This is a genomic window from Chlorogloeopsis fritschii PCC 6912 (genome assembly GCF_000317285.1).
Taxonomy (GTDB): Bacteria; Cyanobacteriota; Cyanobacteriia; order Cyanobacteriales; family Nostocaceae; genus Chlorogloeopsis; species Chlorogloeopsis fritschii.
The window spans coordinates 486,706-506,840 of sequence record NZ_AJLN01000116.1; the positions used below are offsets into that span (position 1 = coordinate 486,706).

Here is a 20,135-nt window from a genome sequence, read left to right on the forward strand (position 1 = left end):
ATAGAATTGCGCTCATATATTTGATAAAACAAGTCAAAAGTTGCTCCAGCAGAATCGTATTTATCTCTTTTTAGAGATGGCGATCTGCTGAAAATAATGCTCAAACAGCAAATTCCTTACTTATGCGTAATTTTTCTAGGTGTTTGTGCGATCGCTCTTTTCATAGTCGCAAAAATTAAAGCAGCAATTGATGGACTAAAAGCATATGATTTATTTAACATAGTTGTAGACCTCACTAGTTATGTGTGGTTGTGTGTTGTAGAACATAATTGAACTCTAGTCAGGGGGCTTACCCTTGACTTTTTCTTTTTGTTCAAGAGCTCATGACAAGGATTTACAAGTCGAAAAATGGTTGTTTACACGATTTTTTTTAGGTGCATCCCGATTTTAAAGTGCCCATAGACTATGAGCCTGCTTTCTGCATTTACCCTTGGTGTTGCCGTAGGTTAGCAATTCCCAAAGGGTAGGCAGGCTTTTTTTGTATAGCAATAGCCTTCCAGGGTATTGATTAAAAATGTAATACTTAGTTGTAATCTTACAGATTGCTCTAAGATAAAATAAAGTTTATTTACGTAATTTTACTTAGAAATACAGATTCAGACCCAGCAAACATTGCCACGGTGAATGCATAAAATGGCTTTGTAATTGGATGCATTCTTGTTAAAAATATCTGTTGTTTACCTCAAGCAAGTTAGTCTTTGACTCCAGATTCTGGTAAAGAAACAGAAGCACTGGGTTGAGGTGATAAATCTAATTGGTGTTCTTCTAGCTGCGCTTCTATACTTGTCTCAGTAACATCCCTGAAATAAGTGCCAAAAAGCTTATCGTAGTTGGATGCAACTGCTAAAAAAGCACCACCCAAAATATAAATAGGTAGGGGTAGCTTCAATTCTTCAATCCAATCAAATAGTTGTGCTAAAGCAAACAGCACTAAAAAGCAAGCCAGCCAAACTCTCATTTTTTCATTCCCAGACTCAAATTACTCTACCAATTGTAGACAGCTTACATCAAATCTTGATGATACCAACAACTACAATCCCACCGAGACAGGATTCTCAATAAGAGCCAGAATGCTCTAATTCTCGTTACCAGGTTAAACCTGGTGACGAGGGTAGTAGGCTGCCACCTCCGGGCTGCTAGAAGGCAGATTTACTCTTATAGGAAAGACAGATAAAACCAACAATCTCTATTTTGAGTTGCAATTTGGGAAACATATAAGTAGATCGGTACAAAAATCAAAAAGAAATGAATTTAGCAATTGAAGAAGTAGACAAGAATAATCATTCTGAGACGATTTTAATAATCGATGATAGTCCCACCAATATAGAAGTTCTATCTACGACTTTAACTAATGCAGGTTATCAAGTTCTAGCTGAGAGGAACGGCATCAATGGTATTGAAAAAGTGAAAAACAATCCACCAGATCTAATTTTATTAGATGTGATGATGCCAAAATTAGACGGCTTTGAAACTTGTCGCCTCTTACAAACAGATTTATCAACAAGAGACATTCCAATTATTTTTATTACATCGCTTTCAGAAATAGAAGAGAAAATCAAAGGTTTAACCTTAGGTGCTGTTGATTATATTCTTAAACCTTTTCAGCAAGAAGAAGTCTTAGTCAGAGTGAAATTACACTTAAAAATGCGCAGGTTGAATTTAGAGTTAGATGAACAAAAGCAGCAACTAGAAAAAAGGGTACAAGAAAGAACTGCTGAACTTTCTTTAACTTTAGAGCAACTTAAAAAAACTCAATTGCAACTGATACAAAGTGAGAAAATTTCCTCCTTAGGACAGGTAGTTACTGGTATCGCTCATGAAGTCAATAATCCGATTGGATTGATTTCCACTAATTTGTATTATGCTAGTAACTATGTTGAGGAACTTGTCAAATTAATTCATCTTTATCAAAAAAAATTCCCCTACCCAGGAAGCGATATTGAAGAAAAAATAGAGGCAATGGATCTAGTTCATATTCTAAAAGATGTACCAAAGCTGATTTCTTCAATGAAGGTAGGAACCGATAGTATCCGCAGCACAATGCAATCTCTCCAAAACTTTTCACGAGCAGATGGAGAGCGAAAAAAAGCTGTTGATATCCATGAGGGATTAGAGGTAACTTTGATGATTTTACAGCATCGTTTGAAAGCCAAGCCTAAACGCCCTGCCATTCAAGTTATCAAAGAATATGGTAATTTACCAAAAATAGAATGTTATCCAGGACAACTAAATCAAGTATTTATGAATCTGCTCATAAATGCGATTGAGTCTTTAGATGAATCTATATTTGTAGAAGAAAATGCAAAAATTATCTATCCTCAGATTCGGATAACTACTAGTATAGATAAACAGCAAGTTACAATTAGGATTGCAAATAATGGAATAGAGATAAAAGATTTAGCACCTAATCAAATATTCCAACCTTTTTTCTCTCTTCAACCTCAGGAAACAGGAAATGGATTAGGACTTTCCATCAGCTATCAAATTATTACCGAAAATCATGGTGGAACATTGCAGTATATTTCATTGTCAGGGGAAGGTACAGAATTTTTAATTCAGATTCCACCGTCTTAAAATTCTTCTTTGATATTAAATAAATCAGGAAAAATAAATAAAGACTCTACTTGATATTGCAACAAACAGAAATAGCCGTATCAGGATAATCGCTAAATACACCATCAATTCCTAAATTAAAAAATAATTCATACTCACCTTGAGGATTTCCTTGGAAATCTTGTGGTAAAAAGCAATTTTCGTTGCGGAAAGTCCAAGCATGAATTAGCAAATTATTTGCATGAGCGTCACTGATTAAAGATGTTGGTGACAACAATTTATCGTTATTATCTCTAGGTATGAGTAAGTTTTTATGAATGCCAACAGCTTGAGCATAACTTGATATTTTCTTTAACTCCTCTGTTTTTACCAAATCTACGTAGGTGCGCATATCACCCTTGACTATAAAATCATAAGGTTTACCACTAATATTAAGCAGTTGTACTAGGGGGAAATCAGTTTTTGTAGACAAGTATTGAAGATTGCTCACCTCAAAAGACTGAATAAAAACAGGTGCGTTCTTTCCCTTATACCCACTAGCTTGCAAAGTTTCTATTAGAGTATTTTCTAGCGACAAGCCAATGAATTGAAAGTAAGTTGGATGCTTAGTTTCTGGATAAATGCCAATAATGGGTTCTGTTTCTATACTTTTACGCTTGGCTAAATCAATAATTTCCTGTAACGTCGGAATTTCTAAAAGTCCATTAAACTTTGTATTTTGAGGACGTAGTTGAGGAATTCGTTCTTTAGCCCTTAATGTCTTAATTTCTGTCAAAGTAAAATCTTCAGTAAACCACCCTATTTTGGCTTCCCCATCGATAACTTTGAGAGTTTTACGATGTAAAAATTCTGGACGAACAGCAACATCTGTTGTTTCAGAAATTTCATTCTCGTGACGAGCAATTAAAATACCATCCTTGGTTATCACTAAGTCTGGTTCAATGAAATCAGCACCCATTTCAATAGCTAATTCATAAGCAGCTATTGTATGCTCTGGGCGGTAACCGCTTGCACCTCGATGTGCAATTATAATTGGTTTTTTTTGCATCAAAGTTATTCTAATAAGCATCCCTTGCTTGTTTGAGGTGAATGCTTGGTTCTGGTAGTGGTGGACGTAGGCACAAATAGACAAGGGGGCCAAATAATGGTAAAAGTGCTACAGCCCAGAACATTTGGGGATTATTTAAGCCGCGCCGTGCCATATCATCACCCAAAACAGTTGGGAATAACAGGCAGAACAAGCAAAATGCTAAACTCATGCCGTTAATAAAGCGATCGCCCAAAAATTGCTGCCAGTAGCCTGCCCAATCGCCAAAAATCACAGCATAGGCAAATAAGCCAATTGTAGTTAAAGTCTGGATTACACCGAAAAAGCGAGAATCTAACAACTGTAAAAAAGCATCCTTTTGTCCAGAAAATTCTTGATTTGGTTCGCGAGATGCTAAATATGGCAATAAACCAATTACTCCTGCTCCTACTGTTGCTAAAGCAAAAGGCCAAAAAGGAGTCTGTTGCATCCTGCCATCAAAGAACAGAAGGGCACTGTAAATAAATAGCCAGATGCCAATCAAAGAAAATAACGATAGGATCACAGGATTTACTTCTGTCCAATTTAGGGTGAAGATATTTTTTAATAGCGTAACTGTGGCTTCTAGATTAAAAGGTGGAGCTAACCACAAAACATAAGCAATAAATCCAGCCCACAACGACCAAAGTGCGATTTTTCTAGTCATAATTCTGAGTTTGCAGGTAGTTCTAACTGGGTATTAGCTCTGAACTCGCTTCTGGTAAAGGTGGGCGCACGCACAGATAAAGCAAAGCGCCGAATAATGGAATTAGCGCTACTAACCAAAACATTTGAGGATTTTTTAACCCACGACGCACCATATCATCTCCCAATAGTGCAGGAAACAAAGCGCAAAGCAGACAAAAATCTAAGCTCATCACATGAATGAAGCGGCTAGTTTGCCACTGCTGCACAAAATTAGCCCAATCTCCTTGCCCTAATCCATAACCAACTAAAATAGCCGCGCTTACAGTCAGAACCACACCAAGCCAGCGAGAATCCAGTAGCTTGAGAAAAGTATTCTTTTGTCCGGAAAACTGTGTATTTGGTTCGCGTAGAGCTAAGTAGGGCAGCAGAGCAAAGGCTCCAACTGCAAAAGATAGAGCAGCAAATGGCCAAGCAGGGATTTTTTGCCCTCTACCATCTATAAATATGACTGCACTGTAAATTAAAGGCCAAACGCCCATAATGTTGAACAGTGAGATAACAAGCGGATTAATACCTTGCCATTGCCCTGTGGAAAGATTTTTAATCAACTCGAATGTATCAGGTTGATTGGGAGGGGCAAATACAAAGGCATAGATAATCAATCCTAGCCAGATTAACCAAAATACAGTTTTTTGTTGCATGAAAACTTATTTTACTGAAGTTAGCAAAATAAATAATTCATACTCAGGTTATAAATTTTTTAACATTTTTTCTGCTTTACGAATAAAGTGACGATTGCGTTTGTAGTGGTAGTAAGATGAACCTCGCACTTTAGCAATCATTTTTTCAAGGTAACTTCGAGCTGATTGAGTATCACCCTGTTGCGTCATAATTGTAGCCAGCTTAATATATGCTTCTGGATGATTCCAATTTTGCAAATGTTTTTCTAAATGTTCCTTTGCTGCATCAAATTCTTTTAAATCAATTAGTGTTTCTCCATAAATTAGAGAAGCATCACCATATTTGTAATTAGGGTCAATTTTAAGTAGTGTTTGCAAATGCTCTTTTGCTTGAGAAAAATTTTTATTTTTAAGATTAATTGATGCAGTTCCCCAAAGGGCTTGCTTGTTATCTGGTTCCTTTTCTAAGGCTTGTTTGTAGGCATCTTCTGCTTTATCAAACCTTCCTATTTCATAAAGCAAATTGCCTAGCTTGACATACTGATGAGCTTTACCAATGTTTCTGGCTTCTTCCTCTGCTATCCATAGTTCGCGACTACGTGTCCAGCGAGTGAAATATTTAGGCATTTGGATATCTATGCGCGGTAACCAACGCATAAAAAAGTAGATTAAGGCACCAGGAAAATTAACAAAAATTAAAATCCATAACCATGTATGCCGTTCTGGTTCGTTGCGAAGACAATCATAGATCATGAGTAACCAGAACCCAGTCATGAACAATCCAAAACCTTCTATCATTGACTGAATTTTTGATTTTAATAATGACAATTGATGATTCCAACACTTTAAAAAAGTGAAGCATCTCATACTGTGAAAATAGGGATAGCTAAAGACTGTTAATAGCTCATAGCTAATAGTCTTTTTACTCTTAACTTAAGATGCTTGGGTTCGTAGAAATATATTCAATTGAAATTCAGTCAGAGCTAGATTATCAAGGGCAATAGTACTGAGTTTAAGGGATGCAGGATTATTGACTCAAGGCTTCCGATAGGTAATCAGCAGCGGCAGCTACGACTGCGATCGCTCCCTCATAATCTAAACGGGTTGGCCCCAAAACGCCTACACTACCTACTGGTACTGAACCGCGACGATAAGTAGAAGAAATTAAGCTACAAGTACGTATGGGTTCGAGAGGATTTTCGGAACCAATCCGAACTGTCACCCGCGATTTCCCAACTTCCTCCACCTCTGGCTCGTCAACGATTAATTGCCACAGTTGTTCTTGCTCTTCTTCTAATAGCTGGATAATTGCTTGCACTTGTTGGAGGTGCGAAAACTCTGGCTGACGCAGAACTTCTGAGACACCACGAACCATTATTTGTGTAGTATTTGGTGTCAAACTCCGACGGCTGAATTCCGCCAGTGACTCTTTTAAGTATTCGCCGTAGTGCTGAAACTCTCGATCTAACTGACTCCAGTCTAGATTAGCTAATTCTAAAAGGCTGCGCCCCCGTAAGTGACTATTTAAAAAGTTGGAAACAATTTGCAACTCCCGATCTATTACCTCCAGATCGAGTTGTGTTTCTTGTCGTTTTGGTGGCAAATCCATTAATGCCGAATGCGTCTCGTAACTATCCGTTACCACAATCAACATTACCTTTCCCGATTCAATTTGCACCAATTGTAGATGTCTCAGCTGGGCGCTCACATTCTGCGGCATGGTAATCAAACTAATACAACCACTCAAAGTTGCCAGAATTTGAGCTGCTCCTTGCAATAGAGCTTCTAAACTCCAATCTTCCCACTTGAGGCGGTGTTGCAGTGCATCCTCTACCTGCCGCGCTAAAGTGTCAGAAGGTGTAATCAGCTTGTCAACGTAAATGCGATAGCCAGAATCGGAAGGTACTCTACCTGCAGATGTGTGAGGTTGGTAAAGTAGTCCAACTTTTTCTAACATACCCATCACGTTGCGAATTGTTGCTGAACTAACACCCAAGTTGTATTCCTCAACTAAAGCTTTGGAACCAACAGGTTCTGCCGTAGCAATATAATGACGTACTGTTGCCCAGAGTATGTGTTGTTGTCGGTTTGTTAGCTGGACTTGCATGGCGAGTATTTATCGTAGCTAAATTTAAATCAATTTTTGAAAAATGAAAAATTTATCGAGATGATTGCAAAAAGCATTAATAATTAGTTAAGCAAGATATCAAATTCAAGAGGTATCTTGGAATACTTAACAACAAACTTCCTGTTTTACCTCTAGCAAAAGTGGTATTTATTAACAGGTGACAAGATTTAGGATTTACGTATATTTACACAAGAATGCCGAGTTGGCAGAGTTTAGTTAGTAGTTTGCCGGATTCTCGCAAAATGTAGACGCAAAAGCGGGTGGGCGAAGTATTTACAAAACCAATACTGCTAAGTATTTCCGCCTAAAACCCTGAATTAATATTGTCTTAAGTTCAGAATAGCAAAATAAAGCTGTTATCGTCATTCCCAATTAATACTGAGGAATAGAAGGATCGACTAAGCTTGAATAAGCATCAATACCACCAGCAATATTTTTAACGTTTGTAAATCCTTGAGCAATTAGCCACTGACACATCTGAGCAGAACGAATACCGTGATGACAGAGTACAAAGGTTTCAGCATGAGGATCGAAGCGGGTTGGGATTTGATCTGCCCACTCGGCGAATTGACTCAAAGGTAGGTTAACAAAGCCCTCAACAGAGGCGATCGCTACTTCTTGTGGTTCGCGCACATCTATGAATTGAAGGCTCGGCTCGCCTGTTGATAAGCGTTGGGCAAGTTCTTCTACGCCGATTTGGGTAATGGGTTGACCAAAAGATTTACCTGTCATGAAGCTTTTGTAAACAATCTTAGAGATTTCCTAGATATTATTTATGTTCGCAGAAAATCTTCACGTTGACATGAGCATATACATCAGTACCATGAGAATACATTTGCTCTATTTTCTTAAGTAAACAAAGATTTCGGATCAAAACCGCCTTTGATGTGGAAGAAGGCGGTTTAATATTTTTGGGTGTAAGTACTACCCCAGGTAGTCTATGTGAAAAAAATTATGAAGCAAGGTTTATTCTTTCGTTTTTTAGCAGCTAGTTTAACTATGCTGCTATCATTTGGTATTGCTGGTTGTACCAACTCATTCGGGAACAATCCTCTTGGCAGTTCCGCTGCCAAGCTGCCTGGAGCCGCAATTTTTGTGTCTAAACAAGCGCCAGTAATGCTCTCGATGCTGGTAAATCCAGATAAATTACAATCTTTAGAACGTAACGGAGAAATTTCCAAGCTCAAAAGCAGCTTATTAGCTAATACTGGTATAGATTACAAACAAGATATTAAACCTTGGTTGGGGAACGAAATTACTTTGGCTGTTACCACCCCAGACATCGATCGCGATCCAGAAAATGGACTCCAGCCAGGGTATTTAATGGCGCTAGCAACTAATAAACCGGAAAAAAGTCGCGAGTTTGTAGATTTGTTATTTTCCAAGCGGGCAATAGCTGGGACAAATTTAACGGTTGAACAATATGAAGGCGTCAAGCTGATTGCTGATGAATCTCAGCCAGATCAGGTACTTGCTGGGGCAGCGGTGGGAGATCGCTTTGTCTTGTTTGCTAACGATCCAAAAGTGCTGCGAGAGGCAATTAATAATGTTCAGGCTGCTGAGTTGAATTTGACAAATTCTAACCAATATCAGCAAGCCATCAAACAACTGCCCAAAGGAGCGCTAGCAGTAGCTTTCCTTAATCTTCCTCTAGTAGCACAATGGCAAGGGTTACAACTGCCAGAAACAGCAACCTATGATAGCGAAATTATTTCCCTGGTTTTGCCTAATAATAAGGAATTAGTTGCAGAAACTACTTTTTTGGGGCAAGGAGAAACTTTACCCCCATTACAGCCATTATCTAAATCTAGTGGGGCATTGCAGTATATTCCGGCTTCAGCAGGGTTAGCAATTGCCGGAGAGAATTTGAGTAGTTTGGATAACAGCAACTTAGCCCAACTCTGGCGACAAGTGACAACTGCCGTATCTAGTTCTGGGAAAGAAGGATTATCTCGATTGGTGCAACCTCTAGCAGATTTGGAAAAACGCTGGAATATCAACTTAAAAGAAGATATTTTTAGCTGGGTACAAGGAGAATACGCGATCGGATTGTTGCCCCGCCCAGAGCAAACCAATCCCGACTGGATTTTTGTGGCAGAAAAAACCGAGTCTGCACCAGCAGGAATTTCCCATCTAGATGCGATCGCTTCCTCAAATGGGCTATCACTGAATTCTTTTGACTTAGACACGCAAAAAATCTCGGCGTGGACGCAAGTTAAAGCTACAAAACTTAATGATGCTCCAGACAAAAGCAAATACGCCATCGACACAAAGGTGTACGGAATACATACAACTCAAGGAAATTACGAAATTTTCGCTTCCAACCTAGAGACAATGGATGAAGTCCTCAATGCCAAAAACAATTCCTTAGTTAAAAATCGGACTTTCCAAAATAGTATCGCTGCCATTCCCCAACCAAATCAAGGCTACGTCTATCTCGACTGGACAAAAAGTCAAGAAATACTAGAAACTCAACTGCCAATTCTCAAACTCTTGAAAATAGTAGCAAAACCTTTTTTCCAAAACTTGCGATCACTTACTGTCAGTAGTTACGGTGACAATCCGGAATTGTTTAAAGGCGGCGTGTTTTTACAAATGGATGGTTTTTAAACTTATGAGCGACAGATAGGGAGAAAAACATTCTATTTTCTCCTCTGCACTTCTGCTCGCTTCAAAAATCTGCTATTGTGGCACATTTTATTGTGTCACAAAATCAAAAAAACACTGTAAGTCCTGATATTATGGGTATATAAAATTACAACAAAGCCTTCGTTGGAGGGCTAATATGAGCAAACATTGCCCCCGACTGCTTTTCGGTAGGGGCTTGATTTTAGCTGTATTGGCAGTTGTTGCCTCTATACCTGCTACAGCTAACACCGCCAATTTTGGTACGTTAACCTTGTTACCAGGCTTTGAGCAAACACAAGGAACAATGACAGGCTATACAGGCGGTTCTTATTCTCTATCAGCTATTAGCAACCGCGATCGCCATAAAAATGCCTGTATTGGTTTTGGCGATCCGACTCCAGATCACATCTTGGTTTTGAAAAAAAACTTTCCTCGCTTGAAAATACAAGTTAACAGTGGCGGCTACGATACCACCATACTTGTCCAGGGACCAGATAAAAAAACAATTCGTTGCGGCGATGATACCGGTAAGAGCAAGGATGCCAGCATAGAAGATAACGACTGGAAAGCAGGAACCTATCATATTTGGGTGGCTACCTTTAATCCTGGAGTTAAGCGAGACTATACACTTTCTGTACAGGAAAAGTAGTTAGTCAAGAGTCATTAGTCATTAGTCATTGGTCATTTGTCAAATGACCAATGTGCCTACTATCCGCTATCTACCAACTACTATCTATAACAATAGTTAGAGGTTGCACCGATAACGTTAAGATAGAGTGTAGCTTGTTTGGCACAACGAGGGTACAAGAAGCGTGCTATCTACACTTATTGCTGACTTCCGCATTATTTTTGAACGCGATCCAGCGGCTCGTAACTGGTTAGAAGTATTATTTTGCTACCCCGGTTTGCAAGCTCTGCTGTTTCATCGCCTGTCTCACTGGCTCTACAATATTGGCATTCCCTTCATCCCTCGCCTGATTTCCCATATCGCTCGGTTTTTAACGGGAATTGAAATCCACCCCGGTGCTACGATTGGTAAGAGCGTCTTTATCGACCACGGGATGGGGGTAGTGATTGGCGAAACGGCGATCATCGGAGATTATGCCCTGATTTATCAAGGTGTTACCCTTGGTGGTACTGGTAAAGAAAGCGGAAAGCGACACCCTACTTTAGGTGAAAACGTTGTAGTGGGTGCAGGAGCAAAAGTGCTGGGTAATATTCAAATCGGCAATAATGTCCGCATCGGCGCTGGCTCTGTTGTTCTCAGGGATGTACCTTCTAATTGCACTGTAGTAGGTATACCCGGTCGTATTATCTATCGTTCTGGAGTACGGGTTGCCCCTCTAGAACACAATAATTTACCAGATTCAGAAGCAGAAGTAATTCGTGCTTTAGTTGATCGCTTGGAATTGCTAGAACAACAAGTACAAACTTTACAAGAACGCCAGCCAACAACCACAACTCCTGTTTTGGTAGGTATATTGAATTGCAACGAAGGTGACATACAACAAAATGCCCCTGCTTGCAATATCAGAGATAAGGCAATTCAGCAGTTTCTAGATGGTGCTGGAATTTAAGAAAGAAGTCAGAAGTCAGAAGTCAGAAGTCAGAATATTTTGCACAGAATAAAGTGGGCGAAATTTCTTTCCCTAGTGATTCATGTCTCCTGGCTACTGACTTTTAGCTTTTAAGGATTAATAGCTTCAACAAACCAACCTTTTTGCTCATCATAGCTGTAGAGGCAGCGATTTTGCGGCTCACCACGCAATTCTAAGTGATCTACTTGTACTGGAGCGAGCAGCAACAAGCAAAAATTCGACAATGGCTGCACAGGATCTGGTGGAGGTGGTGCAAAGGCATCTTGATCCTCTATTCTTGGTTTACCAGGATCAGGCCAAGCGAATTGCAAACGTGCTGCATCACTCAGTTTTTGCCAGGTGGTATTGCGAGCTTCTTGCAGTGTTGGCTGAGAATTATCGCTTCCTACTAGGGTTAAGCAGCCAGTAATGCGGAATTGCTCGCGTGTGTTGGGAAAGTACCAACAAACTTCAGCCCAGGGTTGTTGTTGGATTTGTTCGGCTTTTTCGCTGCGGGCATCAGTGATAAATTTGAGCTTGTTAGTATCTTCTAGAAAACCGCGAAACACCACAGTACGATTAGCTGGATGCCCATTTGCCCTTATTGTTGCTAGCTGTAAATAGCGGGCATAAACAAGGCTGCGATTTTGATGGAGAGCACGGGCGATCGCACTTCGCCAAGGAGCCATAGACATTGTTTAAAGCCCTAAAAACTCGCGCATATATTCATTCACTAATTCAGGTTTTTCCTGCTGTACCCAATGGCTACAGTTGGGAATATACCTAATTTGCAAGTCTCTCACATAGGCTTCTGTACCGTAACTGAGTTCTTTTCCCAGCGCAGTATCTTTCTCACCCCAAATCATTAGTGTTGGCACTTCTAAAACACCCCAACTTGGATTGAGTAATCTCTGTTGAAAAATATTGCGGTAATAGTTCAACATTGCTGTTAGAGCGCCGCGTTTGGCTGCTGCATCTTTGTAGGCGTCAATATCCGCTTGGGTGAAAGTACTTTTGTTCACTGCCATACCTTTTAAAGCAGTTTCAATTGCTTGGTAGTCTGCTGATTGTATGAGTACTTCTGGTAGCCAAGGCAGTTGAAATAAGAACATATAAGAACTTTTAAGCAACTGCTGGGGAGTGCGCAAACCTTCACTAAATTTGGCAGGGTGAGGGATATTGAGAACAATTAATTTCTCTACCATTTCTGGATGAGCGTAAGTAAAACACCAAGCGATCGCTCCTCCCCAATCATGCCCAACCAAAACACATTTTTCGTATCCTAACCCCTTAATTAATCCCTTGACATCTTTAATAAATTCATCCATTACGTAAGCAGATTGCTCTTTTGGCTTATCGCTATCGTTGTAGCCACGCAAATCAACAGCAACGACCTTAAAATATTTAGCAAATTCAGGAATTTGATGCCGCCACGAATACCAAAATTCCGGAAACCCGTGCAACATCAGCATTAATGGCCCTTCTCCCTGAGTGACGTAATGCAGTTTCACTCCATTCGTGATGATATAATCATGCTTCCAAGTCACTTGTACAGACATAATTAATTTGCCCCTGCTAGATAAATAATTATGACCTTCAGTACTTAATAATAATTGAAATTGAAGATTGAAGGCATACAAAAAATTATTTTTATTGCCTAATACACAATATCTTTTTTTCTAAAATCTCCTTAAATTTCTCATTTTTTATATTTAAATACACGATTATCCCTGAGGAAGATGAAATTTATTGGTCATTCTTGCTAAAAGCATACATAATGATGGAATTAAAAGTATATGGCACAACAACTAATACATCATCCCTCATCTTGGATAGAGCGGCTCGCTAGATTTGGTTATATATCTAAAGGAGTAGTTTACGGTATTATCGGACTCCTAGCAGTACAAGCAGCGATGGGAAGTGGTGGTAAAACTACCGATCCTCAAGGCGCTCTCCGAGAAATTGTCAATCAACCCTTTGGTCAATTTTTACTAGCATTAGTGGCTATTGGCTTAATTGGATATGTGATTTGGCGTTTCGTAGAAGCGATAAAAGATCCAGACAATAAAGGCACTGATGCTAAAGGTTTGGCACAGCGAGCAGGTTATGCCATTAATGGATTCATCTACGCTGGGATAGCCTTAACGGCGATAAAACTTGCTCTTGGCACTGGCGGTAGTGAGAATAGCAACTCTACCCAAGATTGGACAGCGCGTGTACTTTCTCAACCCTTTGGTCAATGGTTAATTGGAATTATTGGAGCGTTTATAATTGGTCTAGGTTTTTATCAGTTTTATAAAGCTTTTAGTAATAAAATTCGCAAAGGACTTAATTTATCAGAATTAAGCACAAAAGAACGGAATTGGGTAATGTTTATTTGCAGATTTGGTGCAGCAGCAAGAGGTGTTGTATTCTGCATTATTGGTTGGTTTTTAATTCAAGCAGCAACTCAATCAGATGCCAGTGAAGCTGGAGGTTTAGATCGGGCACTACAGACGCTAGCCCAACAACCTTATGGCCCCTGGCTTTTAGGTATTGTAGCTTTAGGTTTAATTGCCTACGGCGTTTATATGGTAGTTCAAGCACGCTACCGTCAGTTTGCCACCAGCTAGAAGTTTTCTGCTATTCACCCATGACAAATATCGAAATACGGGGCGTTTGGCTCACAACCACCGACAGTAAGGTTCTCCGTTCACAGCAGCGTATTGCTGAAGCAATGGATTTTCTTGCTGAAACTGGATTTAATGTTGTCTTCCCCGTTGTCTGGGGTAGGGGAGCGACACTTTACCCCAGTCAAGTCATGCGGCAGACATTTGATATTGAAATTGAGCCTTTATCTGCCGGGCGCGATCCTCTAGCAGAAATTGTTGCCCAAGCACATCGATTTAATCTCAAAGTCATACCCTGGTTTGAATATGGATTTGCCAGTTCCTACAAAATGAATGGTGGAGCGTTGTTAGCAAAAAAACCAGAATGGGCTGCCCGTGACTGTCATGGTAATCTATTGGAGAAAAATGGCTTTGAGTGGTTGAACTCTCTCAACCCCGAAGTGCAGAATTTCATGTTGAATTTAATCTTGGAAGTTGTGCAAAATTATGATGTTGACGGCATCCAAGGAGACGATCGCTTACCTGCCCTACCTTGTGAAGGTGGTTACGATCGCACAACAGTAGAACACTACCGCCAGCAGTTTGGTAAAAATCCCCCCCAAAATTCCAAAGATCCTCAATGGCTGAAGTGGCGTGCTGATATTCTCACAGAATTTCTAGCCCGTGTCTACCAATCAGTCAAAGCTGTGAACCCCAATTTATTGATATCCATGACTCCTAATCTGCCAGATTGGGGATACCAAGAATATTTGCAGGATTCCCGAACATGGTTGGAACGAGGTTTAGTAGATATGTTCCATCCCCAAATTTATCGCCGTGATTTCCTCAGCTACAAAAATGAACTTAATAAGATACTAAACGAGCAGTTATTCGGTAGGAGATTACCAAAGTTAGCACCAGGAATTCTGATGAAAATAGGTTCCTACTGCATGAGTCCAGAACACTTATTACAGGTAATTAAGTATAATCGTGCTTGTGGGATTCCAGGGGAAATATTCTTCTTTTATGAAGGGCTGCGAGAAAATAATAACGCTCTAGCAAAATTGTTGCGAAAAGGCCCTTATGCTCAGTCAGCTACCTTTCCATCTCTAGCAGATTTGAATCAACCTAGTACAACTCAAATCGCTGCTGATTCACTATTGCAAAGGGGGCTGAGGATTTTCAGAAATATTTTTTAGAGGTAATTAGGCGTGGATTATCAATTGCAAGTGGAACGGGTAATAAAGACTCTCGAACAGGATTTACCCACACTTTTTGAAAAAGATATTTCCTACAATATTTATACAAAAGATATATATTTTCGAGATCCAGTCAATACATTTAAAGGAAAAATCAACTATCGCATTATCTTTTGGACTTTGCGATTTCATGCTCGCTTATTTTTTACCAAAATTTACTTTGATTTACATGATGTGTGTCAGTCAGATGAAGATACAATTTTGGCAAAATGGACGGTACGTGGTGTGTTACGCCTTCCCTGGAAAGCACGTATTTTTTTCAATGGATATTCCACATATAAACTCAACAAAGATGGTTTGATATACGAGCACATCGATACTTGGGATAGGGAACCGGGAGAGATTTTGCAGCAGTTTTTCCGTAAGGGAGAAGATATGAAAAATTAAGCAGATAGTTATACTTATGAGTAGTGGCGTGACACGACTAAAATGATGCGATAGAAAAGGCTTGTAGTCGCAACCTATGAGCAGAACTTGACTGCTAAGATAATAGACTTCTTGCAGCAATCACTATCTAGATTAATTACAACCACAGATGGACACAGATGGACACAGATTTTATCGGTGTTTATCTGTGTCCATCTGTGTTCGATTTATTTGCAAATAGAAGCTAGAATATCGCCTTTGCTAAGAGCGGCAAAAATCTGCTGAATGAGTTGTATATTATTCTATGGGGTCATCTTTGTTATATTCTTTGATTGTTAACTGCCAAGGGTGTTGTCTGCTACGGCTCTTTTGAGAGTAAATCTTTATGTTATTTTTTACCTCAAGTTTTAGCCCATTAGTGGGCAATTTACTTGTCACACTACTGACTTTTATTTATGTTTTCGGGCTGGTAGCACTGATGAATTTCTGCGTTACACGTTTTGGTTTACCACAGGATATCAGCCGCAAAATTACCCACATTGGTGCTGGTTCAATTATTGTATTTTTACCACTTTATAACGATTTACATTGGTCTAAATATTTAAATGTCACGATTTTCGTAGTCTGGTTTATTCTTCTGATCCTAAAAGGATTTTTTGCTAGTCCTGATGATGAAGCTGTGAAAACTATGACTCGCACGGGCGATCGCCGCGAACTTCTGAAAGGCCCGCTTTATTTCGTAATTGTAGCAATTATTTGCGGTACGGTTTGGTATAAAGCTTTTCCAGGTATTGTAGCAATGGCAAGTCTCGGCTGGGGTGACGGTTTCGCGCCAATTATCGGCTCTCGATATGGCAGATGGAAATACCAAATTTTGAGCACTAAAACTGTGGAAGGAAGCCTGACGATGTTTATTTCTGCTTTTATTGCTAGTATATTTTTTGTTTGGCTAATTTTACCTAGCGAATTAAATATTAACCGGATTTTGATAATTGCGTTAATTGCGACATTTGTTGAAGGATTTAGCCCCAAAGAAGTTGATAATATTTTGATTCCAGTAGCAGCGATCGCGGCAGCAAATTTTATATTTTAAGTCAGATTAAATATATGGTAAAAAAGATTGTAGAGACGCGAAATTTCGCGTCTCTACTAAAGATTTCAGGTAAGGTATGATTAATTTCTGGAAATGTTTATTAATAGTCGTAACGTATCTTATTATTTAGCAAATAAATAACTTCTAGAATGACACAAAGTTATGACTAGAAAAATTCCGATCAAACATTATGCGAATCATCGATCTGAGTGATACGCTACAAAATGACAAAAGCTGGGCACCTTGGTGGGCACGCAACTCAGTCACTTATCAGGATCATAAATTCGGTAGATTTGCCATTTGGCTACTTTTTGGAATAACACCTAAATATCTGCGTAACAAACTGGGTTGGGCTAATGATGTCATTAAGCTCTCTACTCATGGCACAACTCACATGGATGCACCCTGGCACTACGCACCTACTTCTGGAGGCAAGCCTGCTAAGACAATCGATCAAGTGCCCTTGGAATGGTGCTATGGCGACGGTGTTGTTTTGGATCTGCGCCACAAGGAAGAGGGTTCTGCGATTACTGTGGAGGATGTAAAATTAGCTCTGGAAAAAATTCACTATCAACTCAAGCCTTTCGATATCGTATTGATACAAATTGGAAACGATCGCCGACTGGGAACACCAGAGTATTTCACTCATGGGTGTGGGGTGAGCGCAGAAGCGACGCACTGGTTAATCGATCAAGGCATCAAAGTGATGGGAATTGATTCTTGGGGTTGGGATGTACCGCTACCAGTACAGGCAAAACAGGCGAAAGCAACCGGAAGACAGGATGTTTTCTGGGCTGCTCATTTTGTAGGCATAGACAAGGAATATTGCCAACTCGAACGGTTGGTTAATTTAGAGCAACTACCGCCCTATGGTTTTAAGGTGGCTGCTTTTCCATTAAAAGTTAAAAATGGCTCTGCTGGCCCGTCGCGGGTGGTAGCAATTATAGAATCATGAAACTTGTAACTTTTGTACCTCGCTTGGAACCTCAAGCTACTGCAACTGTGGGTGTAGTTTTAGACGGCGACACCGTGGTGAATTTGCAAGCAGGTAGACAAATGATAGCAGGTAGTTCCTCGCCCTTTTTTGTCGATATGCTTGCTTTTCTTGATGCAGGAGAAGCAGCGCGAGAAGCAGCCCAGCAGGTGATAGATTTTGTTTGTACCCAACGCCCACCGGAAATTACTTACTCACTTTGTGATGTTCAATTACTCTCTCCGGTGCCGCAACCGCGATCGCTTCGTGATTGTTTGGTGTTTGAGAAGCACCTCATCCAAGCAACTCGTAGTGTAATCAGCTGGTACTTGCCACCGCTTGCTAAATTAGATACTTGGCTAGAAAAGTTACGCGGGCGATCGCTATTTAGCCCACCAAAATTCTGGTATGACTCCCCAGTTTACTACAAAGGAAATCCATTTAGCGTTGTTGGCGCAGATGCCAAAGTACACTGGCCTGCCTATACACAAAAGCTAGACTACGAATTAGAAATTGGTATATTTATCGGCAAAAAAGGACGAAATATTACCGAGGGAGCAGCACGCAGTTATATTGCTGGTTATACAATTTTCAATGATTTTAGCGCTCGTGACATCCAAATTCAAGAGATGAAATGTCGCCTCGGCCCGGCAAAGGGAAAAGATTTTGACACAGGTAATGCGATCGGCCCTTATCTAATTACTCCTGACGAAGTTCCACAGCCATACAACCTGACTATGAGTGCTAAAGTTAACGGTGAAAAATGGTCACAAGGCAACAGTAACAGTATGCACTTCACCTTTGAAGAAATTATCGCTTACATCTCAAAAGATGAAACCTTGTATCCAGGGGAATTTATTGGTTCTGGCACAGTGGGTAATGGTTGTGGATTGGAATTAAACCGATGGTTGAAGCGAACAGATGTAGTGGAATTAGAAGTAGAATCTCTAGGTGTATTGCGAAATGTAATTGTTTGAGCGCTTATTGTTGTTTGTTATTTTTTAATTGTTCCAACTGCCTTTACAACGCTTGTCTTGGTAGCTGTTTCTTTAAAGTAAAAAAGAATGTACTACCTTGCCCTACCTCTGATTCCACCCACACTTTACCGCCATACATCTCGACAATCTTCTTCACTAAAGCGAGTCCAATTCCGGTACTATCTAAATCTTTACTGTCAGATAACTTTTGAAACATTTGAAAGATTCGGACAAAATGTTGTTTCTCAATTCCAGGGCCATTATCGGTAATACTTATTTTCCATTCATTATTCTCTTCAAGGCAAGCAATAACTATTTTGCCTTGAGGCTTATCCATAAATTTAATAGCATTACCCAATAAATTTTGAAAAACTTGTTCTATGCGAGTTTTCTCACAATTGACCACAGGTAATTGGTTAGCTATCTCTATTTGAATATTTTCAAGAGGTTGAAAAAGTTCAATTACATCTGTAACTATCTCATTTAAATTTACCTGTTTAATTGTTTCTTTGATGCGTCCAACTCTAGAATATTGTAAAATTGCTTCAATTAGATTGTGTAGTTTTTTCACCCGATGGATCAGTAAATTAATTAATTCTTTACCCTCATCATCTAATTTGTCGGCATAATCAGCTAATAGCCATTCTGACAAAGAATTAATTCCCCGTAATGGTGCTTTTAAATCATGGGAAACTACATAAGCAAAATCATTTAATTCTTTATTTGCACTTTCAAGTTCTATCAGTAGCTGTCCCATTTTTTCTTGAGATTGCTGACGTTGAATTATTTCTTGCTGGAGTTGTTCATTAGCTTTTTCCAGTTCAGCAGTGCGCTGATTTACCAGTTCTTCCAGATGTCCTTTGTATTGGCGTAACTCATGCTCTACTCGCTTGCGTTCTGTAATTTCCTCTTGTAGAGCTTGATTCGCTACTTCCAACTGTTCGGGGCTAGGAAGTGCAAGTGCTTGGGGAACTAAAGGTATCAGTGTTAAAGCAGTGTAAAAAGAAATTATAGCTGTGAAAGCTTTAATGCCACCTGACAACCAATAATCAGGATGCCAAAGCGTCCAAACTTCCATAATGTGAGTTGTACCACAAGAAACAATAAAAGCTCCAAATAAAAGAAAAATACTCTTAAATGGTATATCTTCTCTTTTGCGGACAAAATACAACAGTGTCAAGGGAATTGAGTAGTAAGAAAGTGTGATCACAGCATCAGATAAAATATGTAGCCCCACTAACTCTGGCTTCCAAAGATAACAATGCCCATGAGGAATAAAATTACCTGAAAAGAAAAAGTTGTTAACAAATTCCACCGTCAAATCCCCCATGCATAGGATATTGTAAATATATAAAAAGTTTATATAAGAAAGAAAATTATGAGCATTTAGAGGTTAAATTATCGCTTTGCTAATCATTTATTTCAAATTCTTACTTAAGAGATTAAATAAGTTTGAAAACAAGCGATCGCCAATTACTTACAGAATCCATTTCTAAATCTTCTGACTCTTAAGTACTATTCTCTGATTACTTGTTCATAAATATTATGTATTGCTTCCAAAAACAAAAACAATACAGTTAAAAGCGGCTGATTGATGTA

21 protein-coding genes are annotated in these 20,135 nt (G+C 39.4%); 11 read left to right on the top strand and 10 right to left on the bottom strand.

All coding sequences use genetic code 11. The features are described 5' to 3' along the window. The first annotated feature begins 96 nt into the window (after positions 1–96). Positions 97–273 (top strand): hypothetical protein, encoded by a 177-nt coding sequence (locus tag UYC_RS39095; RefSeq protein WP_016874354.1) that lies wholly within the window; start codon positions 97–99, stop codon positions 271–273. 418 nt (positions 274–691) lie between these two features. On the opposite strand, the gene UYC_RS0126060 is transcribed toward UYC_RS39095, so the two are convergent. After that, positions 692–958 carry a hypothetical protein gene (locus UYC_RS0126060; RefSeq protein WP_016879721.1) on the bottom strand — a complete coding sequence of 89 codons (267 nt, stop codon included), beginning with the start codon at positions 956–958 and terminating at the stop codon, positions 692–694. 287 nt (positions 959–1,245) lie between these two features. On the opposite strand from UYC_RS0126060, the gene UYC_RS0126065 reads away from it, so the two are divergent. Then, positions 1,246–2,574 (top strand): sensor histidine kinase, encoded by a 1,329-nt coding sequence (locus UYC_RS0126065; RefSeq protein WP_016874352.1) that lies wholly within the window; start codon positions 1,246–1,248, stop codon positions 2,572–2,574. A 46-nt stretch (positions 2,575–2,620) separates the two neighbouring features. Here the strand turns inward: UYC_RS0126065 and UYC_RS0126070 are convergent, their stop codons facing one another. The 6 genes from UYC_RS0126070 to UYC_RS0126095 form a co-directional block, all read right to left on the bottom strand. After that, the gene (locus tag UYC_RS0126070) at positions 2,621–3,601 is read right to left on the bottom strand and encodes a glycerophosphodiester phosphodiesterase (RefSeq protein WP_235082933.1); all 981 of its coding nucleotides are present in this window, start codon (positions 3,599–3,601) and stop codon (positions 2,621–2,623) included. 10 nt (positions 3,602–3,611) lie between these two features. Further along, a complete protein-coding gene (locus tag UYC_RS0126075; protein ID WP_016874350.1) occupies positions 3,612–4,286 on the bottom strand; it encodes a hypothetical protein in 675 nt (224 codons plus the stop codon). A gap of 22 nt (positions 4,287–4,308) precedes the next feature. Continuing rightward, positions 4,309–4,968 carry a hypothetical protein gene (locus tag UYC_RS0126080; RefSeq protein ID WP_016874349.1) on the bottom strand — a complete coding sequence of 220 codons (660 nt, stop codon included), beginning with the start codon at positions 4,966–4,968 and terminating at the stop codon, positions 4,309–4,311. Between the two features lie 48 nt (positions 4,969–5,016). After that, a complete protein-coding gene (locus UYC_RS0126085; RefSeq protein ID WP_016874348.1) occupies positions 5,017–5,745 on the bottom strand; it encodes a tetratricopeptide repeat protein in 729 nt (242 codons plus the stop codon). Positions 5,746–5,974: 229 nt separating this feature from the next. After that, the gene (gene hrcA / locus UYC_RS0126090) at positions 5,975–7,054 is read right to left on the bottom strand and encodes a heat-inducible transcriptional repressor HrcA (RefSeq protein WP_016874347.1); all 1,080 of its coding nucleotides are present in this window, start codon (positions 7,052–7,054) and stop codon (positions 5,975–5,977) included. A gap of 393 nt (positions 7,055–7,447) precedes the next feature. Beyond that, the gene (locus UYC_RS0126095) at positions 7,448–7,807 is read right to left on the bottom strand and encodes a rhodanese-like domain-containing protein (RefSeq protein ID WP_016874346.1); all 360 of its coding nucleotides are present in this window, start codon (positions 7,805–7,807) and stop codon (positions 7,448–7,450) included. 222 nt (positions 7,808–8,029) lie between these two features. Between UYC_RS0126095 and UYC_RS0126100 the strand changes: the two genes are divergently transcribed. From UYC_RS0126100 to cysE, 3 genes are all read left to right on the top strand, one after another. After that, positions 8,030–9,685, top strand: a complete 1,656-nt coding sequence (locus tag UYC_RS0126100; RefSeq protein WP_016874345.1) for a DUF3352 domain-containing protein — start codon at positions 8,030–8,032, stop codon at positions 9,683–9,685. Positions 9,686–9,860: 175 nt separating this feature from the next. Then, positions 9,861–10,352 carry a hypothetical protein gene (locus UYC_RS0126105; RefSeq protein WP_016874344.1) on the top strand — a complete coding sequence of 164 codons (492 nt, stop codon included), beginning with the start codon at positions 9,861–9,863 and terminating at the stop codon, positions 10,350–10,352. A 163-nt stretch (positions 10,353–10,515) separates the two neighbouring features. Continuing rightward, positions 10,516–11,280 (top strand): serine O-acetyltransferase, encoded by a 765-nt coding sequence (gene cysE, locus UYC_RS0126110; protein ID WP_016874343.1) that lies wholly within the window; start codon positions 10,516–10,518, stop codon positions 11,278–11,280. 110 nt (positions 11,281–11,390) lie between these two features. Here cysE and UYC_RS0126115 read toward each other — a convergent pair whose 3' ends face one another. Next, positions 11,391–11,975 carry an Npun_F5749 family FMN-dependent PPOX-type flavoprotein gene (locus UYC_RS0126115; RefSeq protein WP_026087442.1) on the bottom strand — a complete coding sequence of 195 codons (585 nt, stop codon included), beginning with the start codon at positions 11,973–11,975 and terminating at the stop codon, positions 11,391–11,393. Between the two features lie 3 nt (positions 11,976–11,978). Further along, on the bottom strand, positions 11,979–12,839 hold the full coding sequence (locus UYC_RS0126120) for an alpha/beta fold hydrolase (RefSeq protein ID WP_016874341.1): 861 nt from the start codon (positions 12,837–12,839) through the stop codon (positions 11,979–11,981). 237 nt (positions 12,840–13,076) lie between these two features. Between UYC_RS0126120 and UYC_RS0126125 the strand changes: the two genes are divergently transcribed. From UYC_RS0126125 to UYC_RS0126150, 6 genes are all read left to right on the top strand, one after another. Continuing rightward, on the top strand, positions 13,077–13,892 hold the full coding sequence (locus UYC_RS0126125; RefSeq protein WP_016874340.1) for a DUF1206 domain-containing protein: 816 nt from the start codon (positions 13,077–13,079) through the stop codon (positions 13,890–13,892). 20 nt (positions 13,893–13,912) lie between these two features. Continuing rightward, entirely contained in the window at positions 13,913–15,067 is a 1,155-nt protein-coding gene (locus UYC_RS0126130; RefSeq protein WP_016874339.1) for a glycoside hydrolase family 10-like protein, read from the top strand. A gap of 12 nt (positions 15,068–15,079) precedes the next feature. Further along, entirely contained in the window at positions 15,080–15,514 is a 435-nt protein-coding gene (locus UYC_RS0126135) for a C6orf136 family protein (RefSeq protein WP_016874338.1), read from the top strand. A 364-nt stretch (positions 15,515–15,878) separates the two neighbouring features. After that, positions 15,879–16,586 (top strand): diacylglycerol/polyprenol kinase family protein, encoded by a 708-nt coding sequence (locus UYC_RS0126140; RefSeq protein ID WP_016874337.1) that lies wholly within the window; start codon positions 15,879–15,881, stop codon positions 16,584–16,586. Positions 16,587–16,776: 190 nt separating this feature from the next. Further along, complete coding sequence (locus UYC_RS0126145) at positions 16,777–17,541, top strand: cyclase family protein (RefSeq protein WP_016874336.1); 765 nt, start codon at positions 16,777–16,779, stop codon at positions 17,539–17,541. Next, positions 17,538–18,536: a fumarylacetoacetate hydrolase family protein gene (locus UYC_RS0126150; protein ID WP_016874335.1), complete on the top strand. Its 999-nt coding sequence runs from the start codon at positions 17,538–17,540 to the stop codon at positions 18,534–18,536. Before UYC_RS0126145 ends, UYC_RS0126150 begins: the two co-directional genes overlap by 4 nt. A 43-nt stretch (positions 18,537–18,579) precedes the next feature. On the opposite strand, the gene UYC_RS0126155 is transcribed toward UYC_RS0126150, so the two are convergent. After that, on the bottom strand, positions 18,580–19,866 hold the full coding sequence (locus UYC_RS0126155) for a sensor histidine kinase (protein ID WP_016874334.1): 1,287 nt from the start codon (positions 19,864–19,866) through the stop codon (positions 18,580–18,582). Between the last annotated feature and the right edge of the window lie 269 nt (positions 19,867–20,135).

Excerpts from the sequence above, each read along its gene's own strand:
- UYC_RS39095 (WP_016874354.1), top strand. The coding sequence starts at position 97 with ATGCTCAAACAGCAAATTCCTTACTTATGCGTAATTTTTCTAGGTGTT.
- UYC_RS0126060 (WP_016879721.1), bottom strand. The coding sequence starts at position 958 with ATGAGAGTTTGGCTGGCTTGCTTTTTAGTGCTGTTTGCTTTAGCACAA.
- UYC_RS0126065 (WP_016874352.1), top strand. The coding sequence starts at position 1,246 with ATGAATTTAGCAATTGAAGAAGTAGACAAGAATAATCATTCTGAGACG.
- UYC_RS0126070 (WP_235082933.1), bottom strand. The coding sequence starts at position 3,601 with ATGCAAAAAAAACCAATTATAATTGCACATCGAGGTGCAAGCGGTTAC.
- UYC_RS0126075 (WP_016874350.1), bottom strand. The coding sequence starts at position 4,286 with ATGACTAGAAAAATCGCACTTTGGTCGTTGTGGGCTGGATTTATTGCT.
- UYC_RS0126080 (WP_016874349.1), bottom strand. The coding sequence starts at position 4,968 with ATGCAACAAAAAACTGTATTTTGGTTAATCTGGCTAGGATTGATTATC.
- UYC_RS0126085 (WP_016874348.1), bottom strand. The coding sequence starts at position 5,745 with ATGATAGAAGGTTTTGGATTGTTCATGACTGGGTTCTGGTTACTCATG.
- hrcA (WP_016874347.1), bottom strand. The coding sequence starts at position 7,054 with ATGCAAGTCCAGCTAACAAACCGACAACAACACATACTCTGGGCAACA.
- UYC_RS0126095 (WP_016874346.1), bottom strand. The coding sequence starts at position 7,807 with ATGACAGGTAAATCTTTTGGTCAACCCATTACCCAAATCGGCGTAGAA.
- UYC_RS0126100 (WP_016874345.1), top strand. The coding sequence starts at position 8,030 with ATGAAGCAAGGTTTATTCTTTCGTTTTTTAGCAGCTAGTTTAACTATG.
- UYC_RS0126105 (WP_016874344.1), top strand. The coding sequence starts at position 9,861 with ATGAGCAAACATTGCCCCCGACTGCTTTTCGGTAGGGGCTTGATTTTA.
- UYC_RS0126115 (WP_026087442.1), bottom strand. The coding sequence starts at position 11,975 with ATGTCTATGGCTCCTTGGCGAAGTGCGATCGCCCGTGCTCTCCATCAA.
- UYC_RS0126120 (WP_016874341.1), bottom strand. The coding sequence starts at position 12,839 with ATGTCTGTACAAGTGACTTGGAAGCATGATTATATCATCACGAATGGA.
- UYC_RS0126125 (WP_016874340.1), top strand. The coding sequence starts at position 13,077 with ATGGCACAACAACTAATACATCATCCCTCATCTTGGATAGAGCGGCTC.
- UYC_RS0126130 (WP_016874339.1), top strand. The coding sequence starts at position 13,913 with ATGACAAATATCGAAATACGGGGCGTTTGGCTCACAACCACCGACAGT.
- UYC_RS0126140 (WP_016874337.1), top strand. The coding sequence starts at position 15,879 with ATGTTATTTTTTACCTCAAGTTTTAGCCCATTAGTGGGCAATTTACTT.
- UYC_RS0126145 (WP_016874336.1), top strand. The coding sequence starts at position 16,777 with ATGCGAATCATCGATCTGAGTGATACGCTACAAAATGACAAAAGCTGG.
- UYC_RS0126150 (WP_016874335.1), top strand. The coding sequence starts at position 17,538 with ATGAAACTTGTAACTTTTGTACCTCGCTTGGAACCTCAAGCTACTGCA.
- UYC_RS0126155 (WP_016874334.1), bottom strand. The coding sequence starts at position 19,866 with ATGGGGGATTTGACGGTGGAATTTGTTAACAACTTTTTCTTTTCAGGT.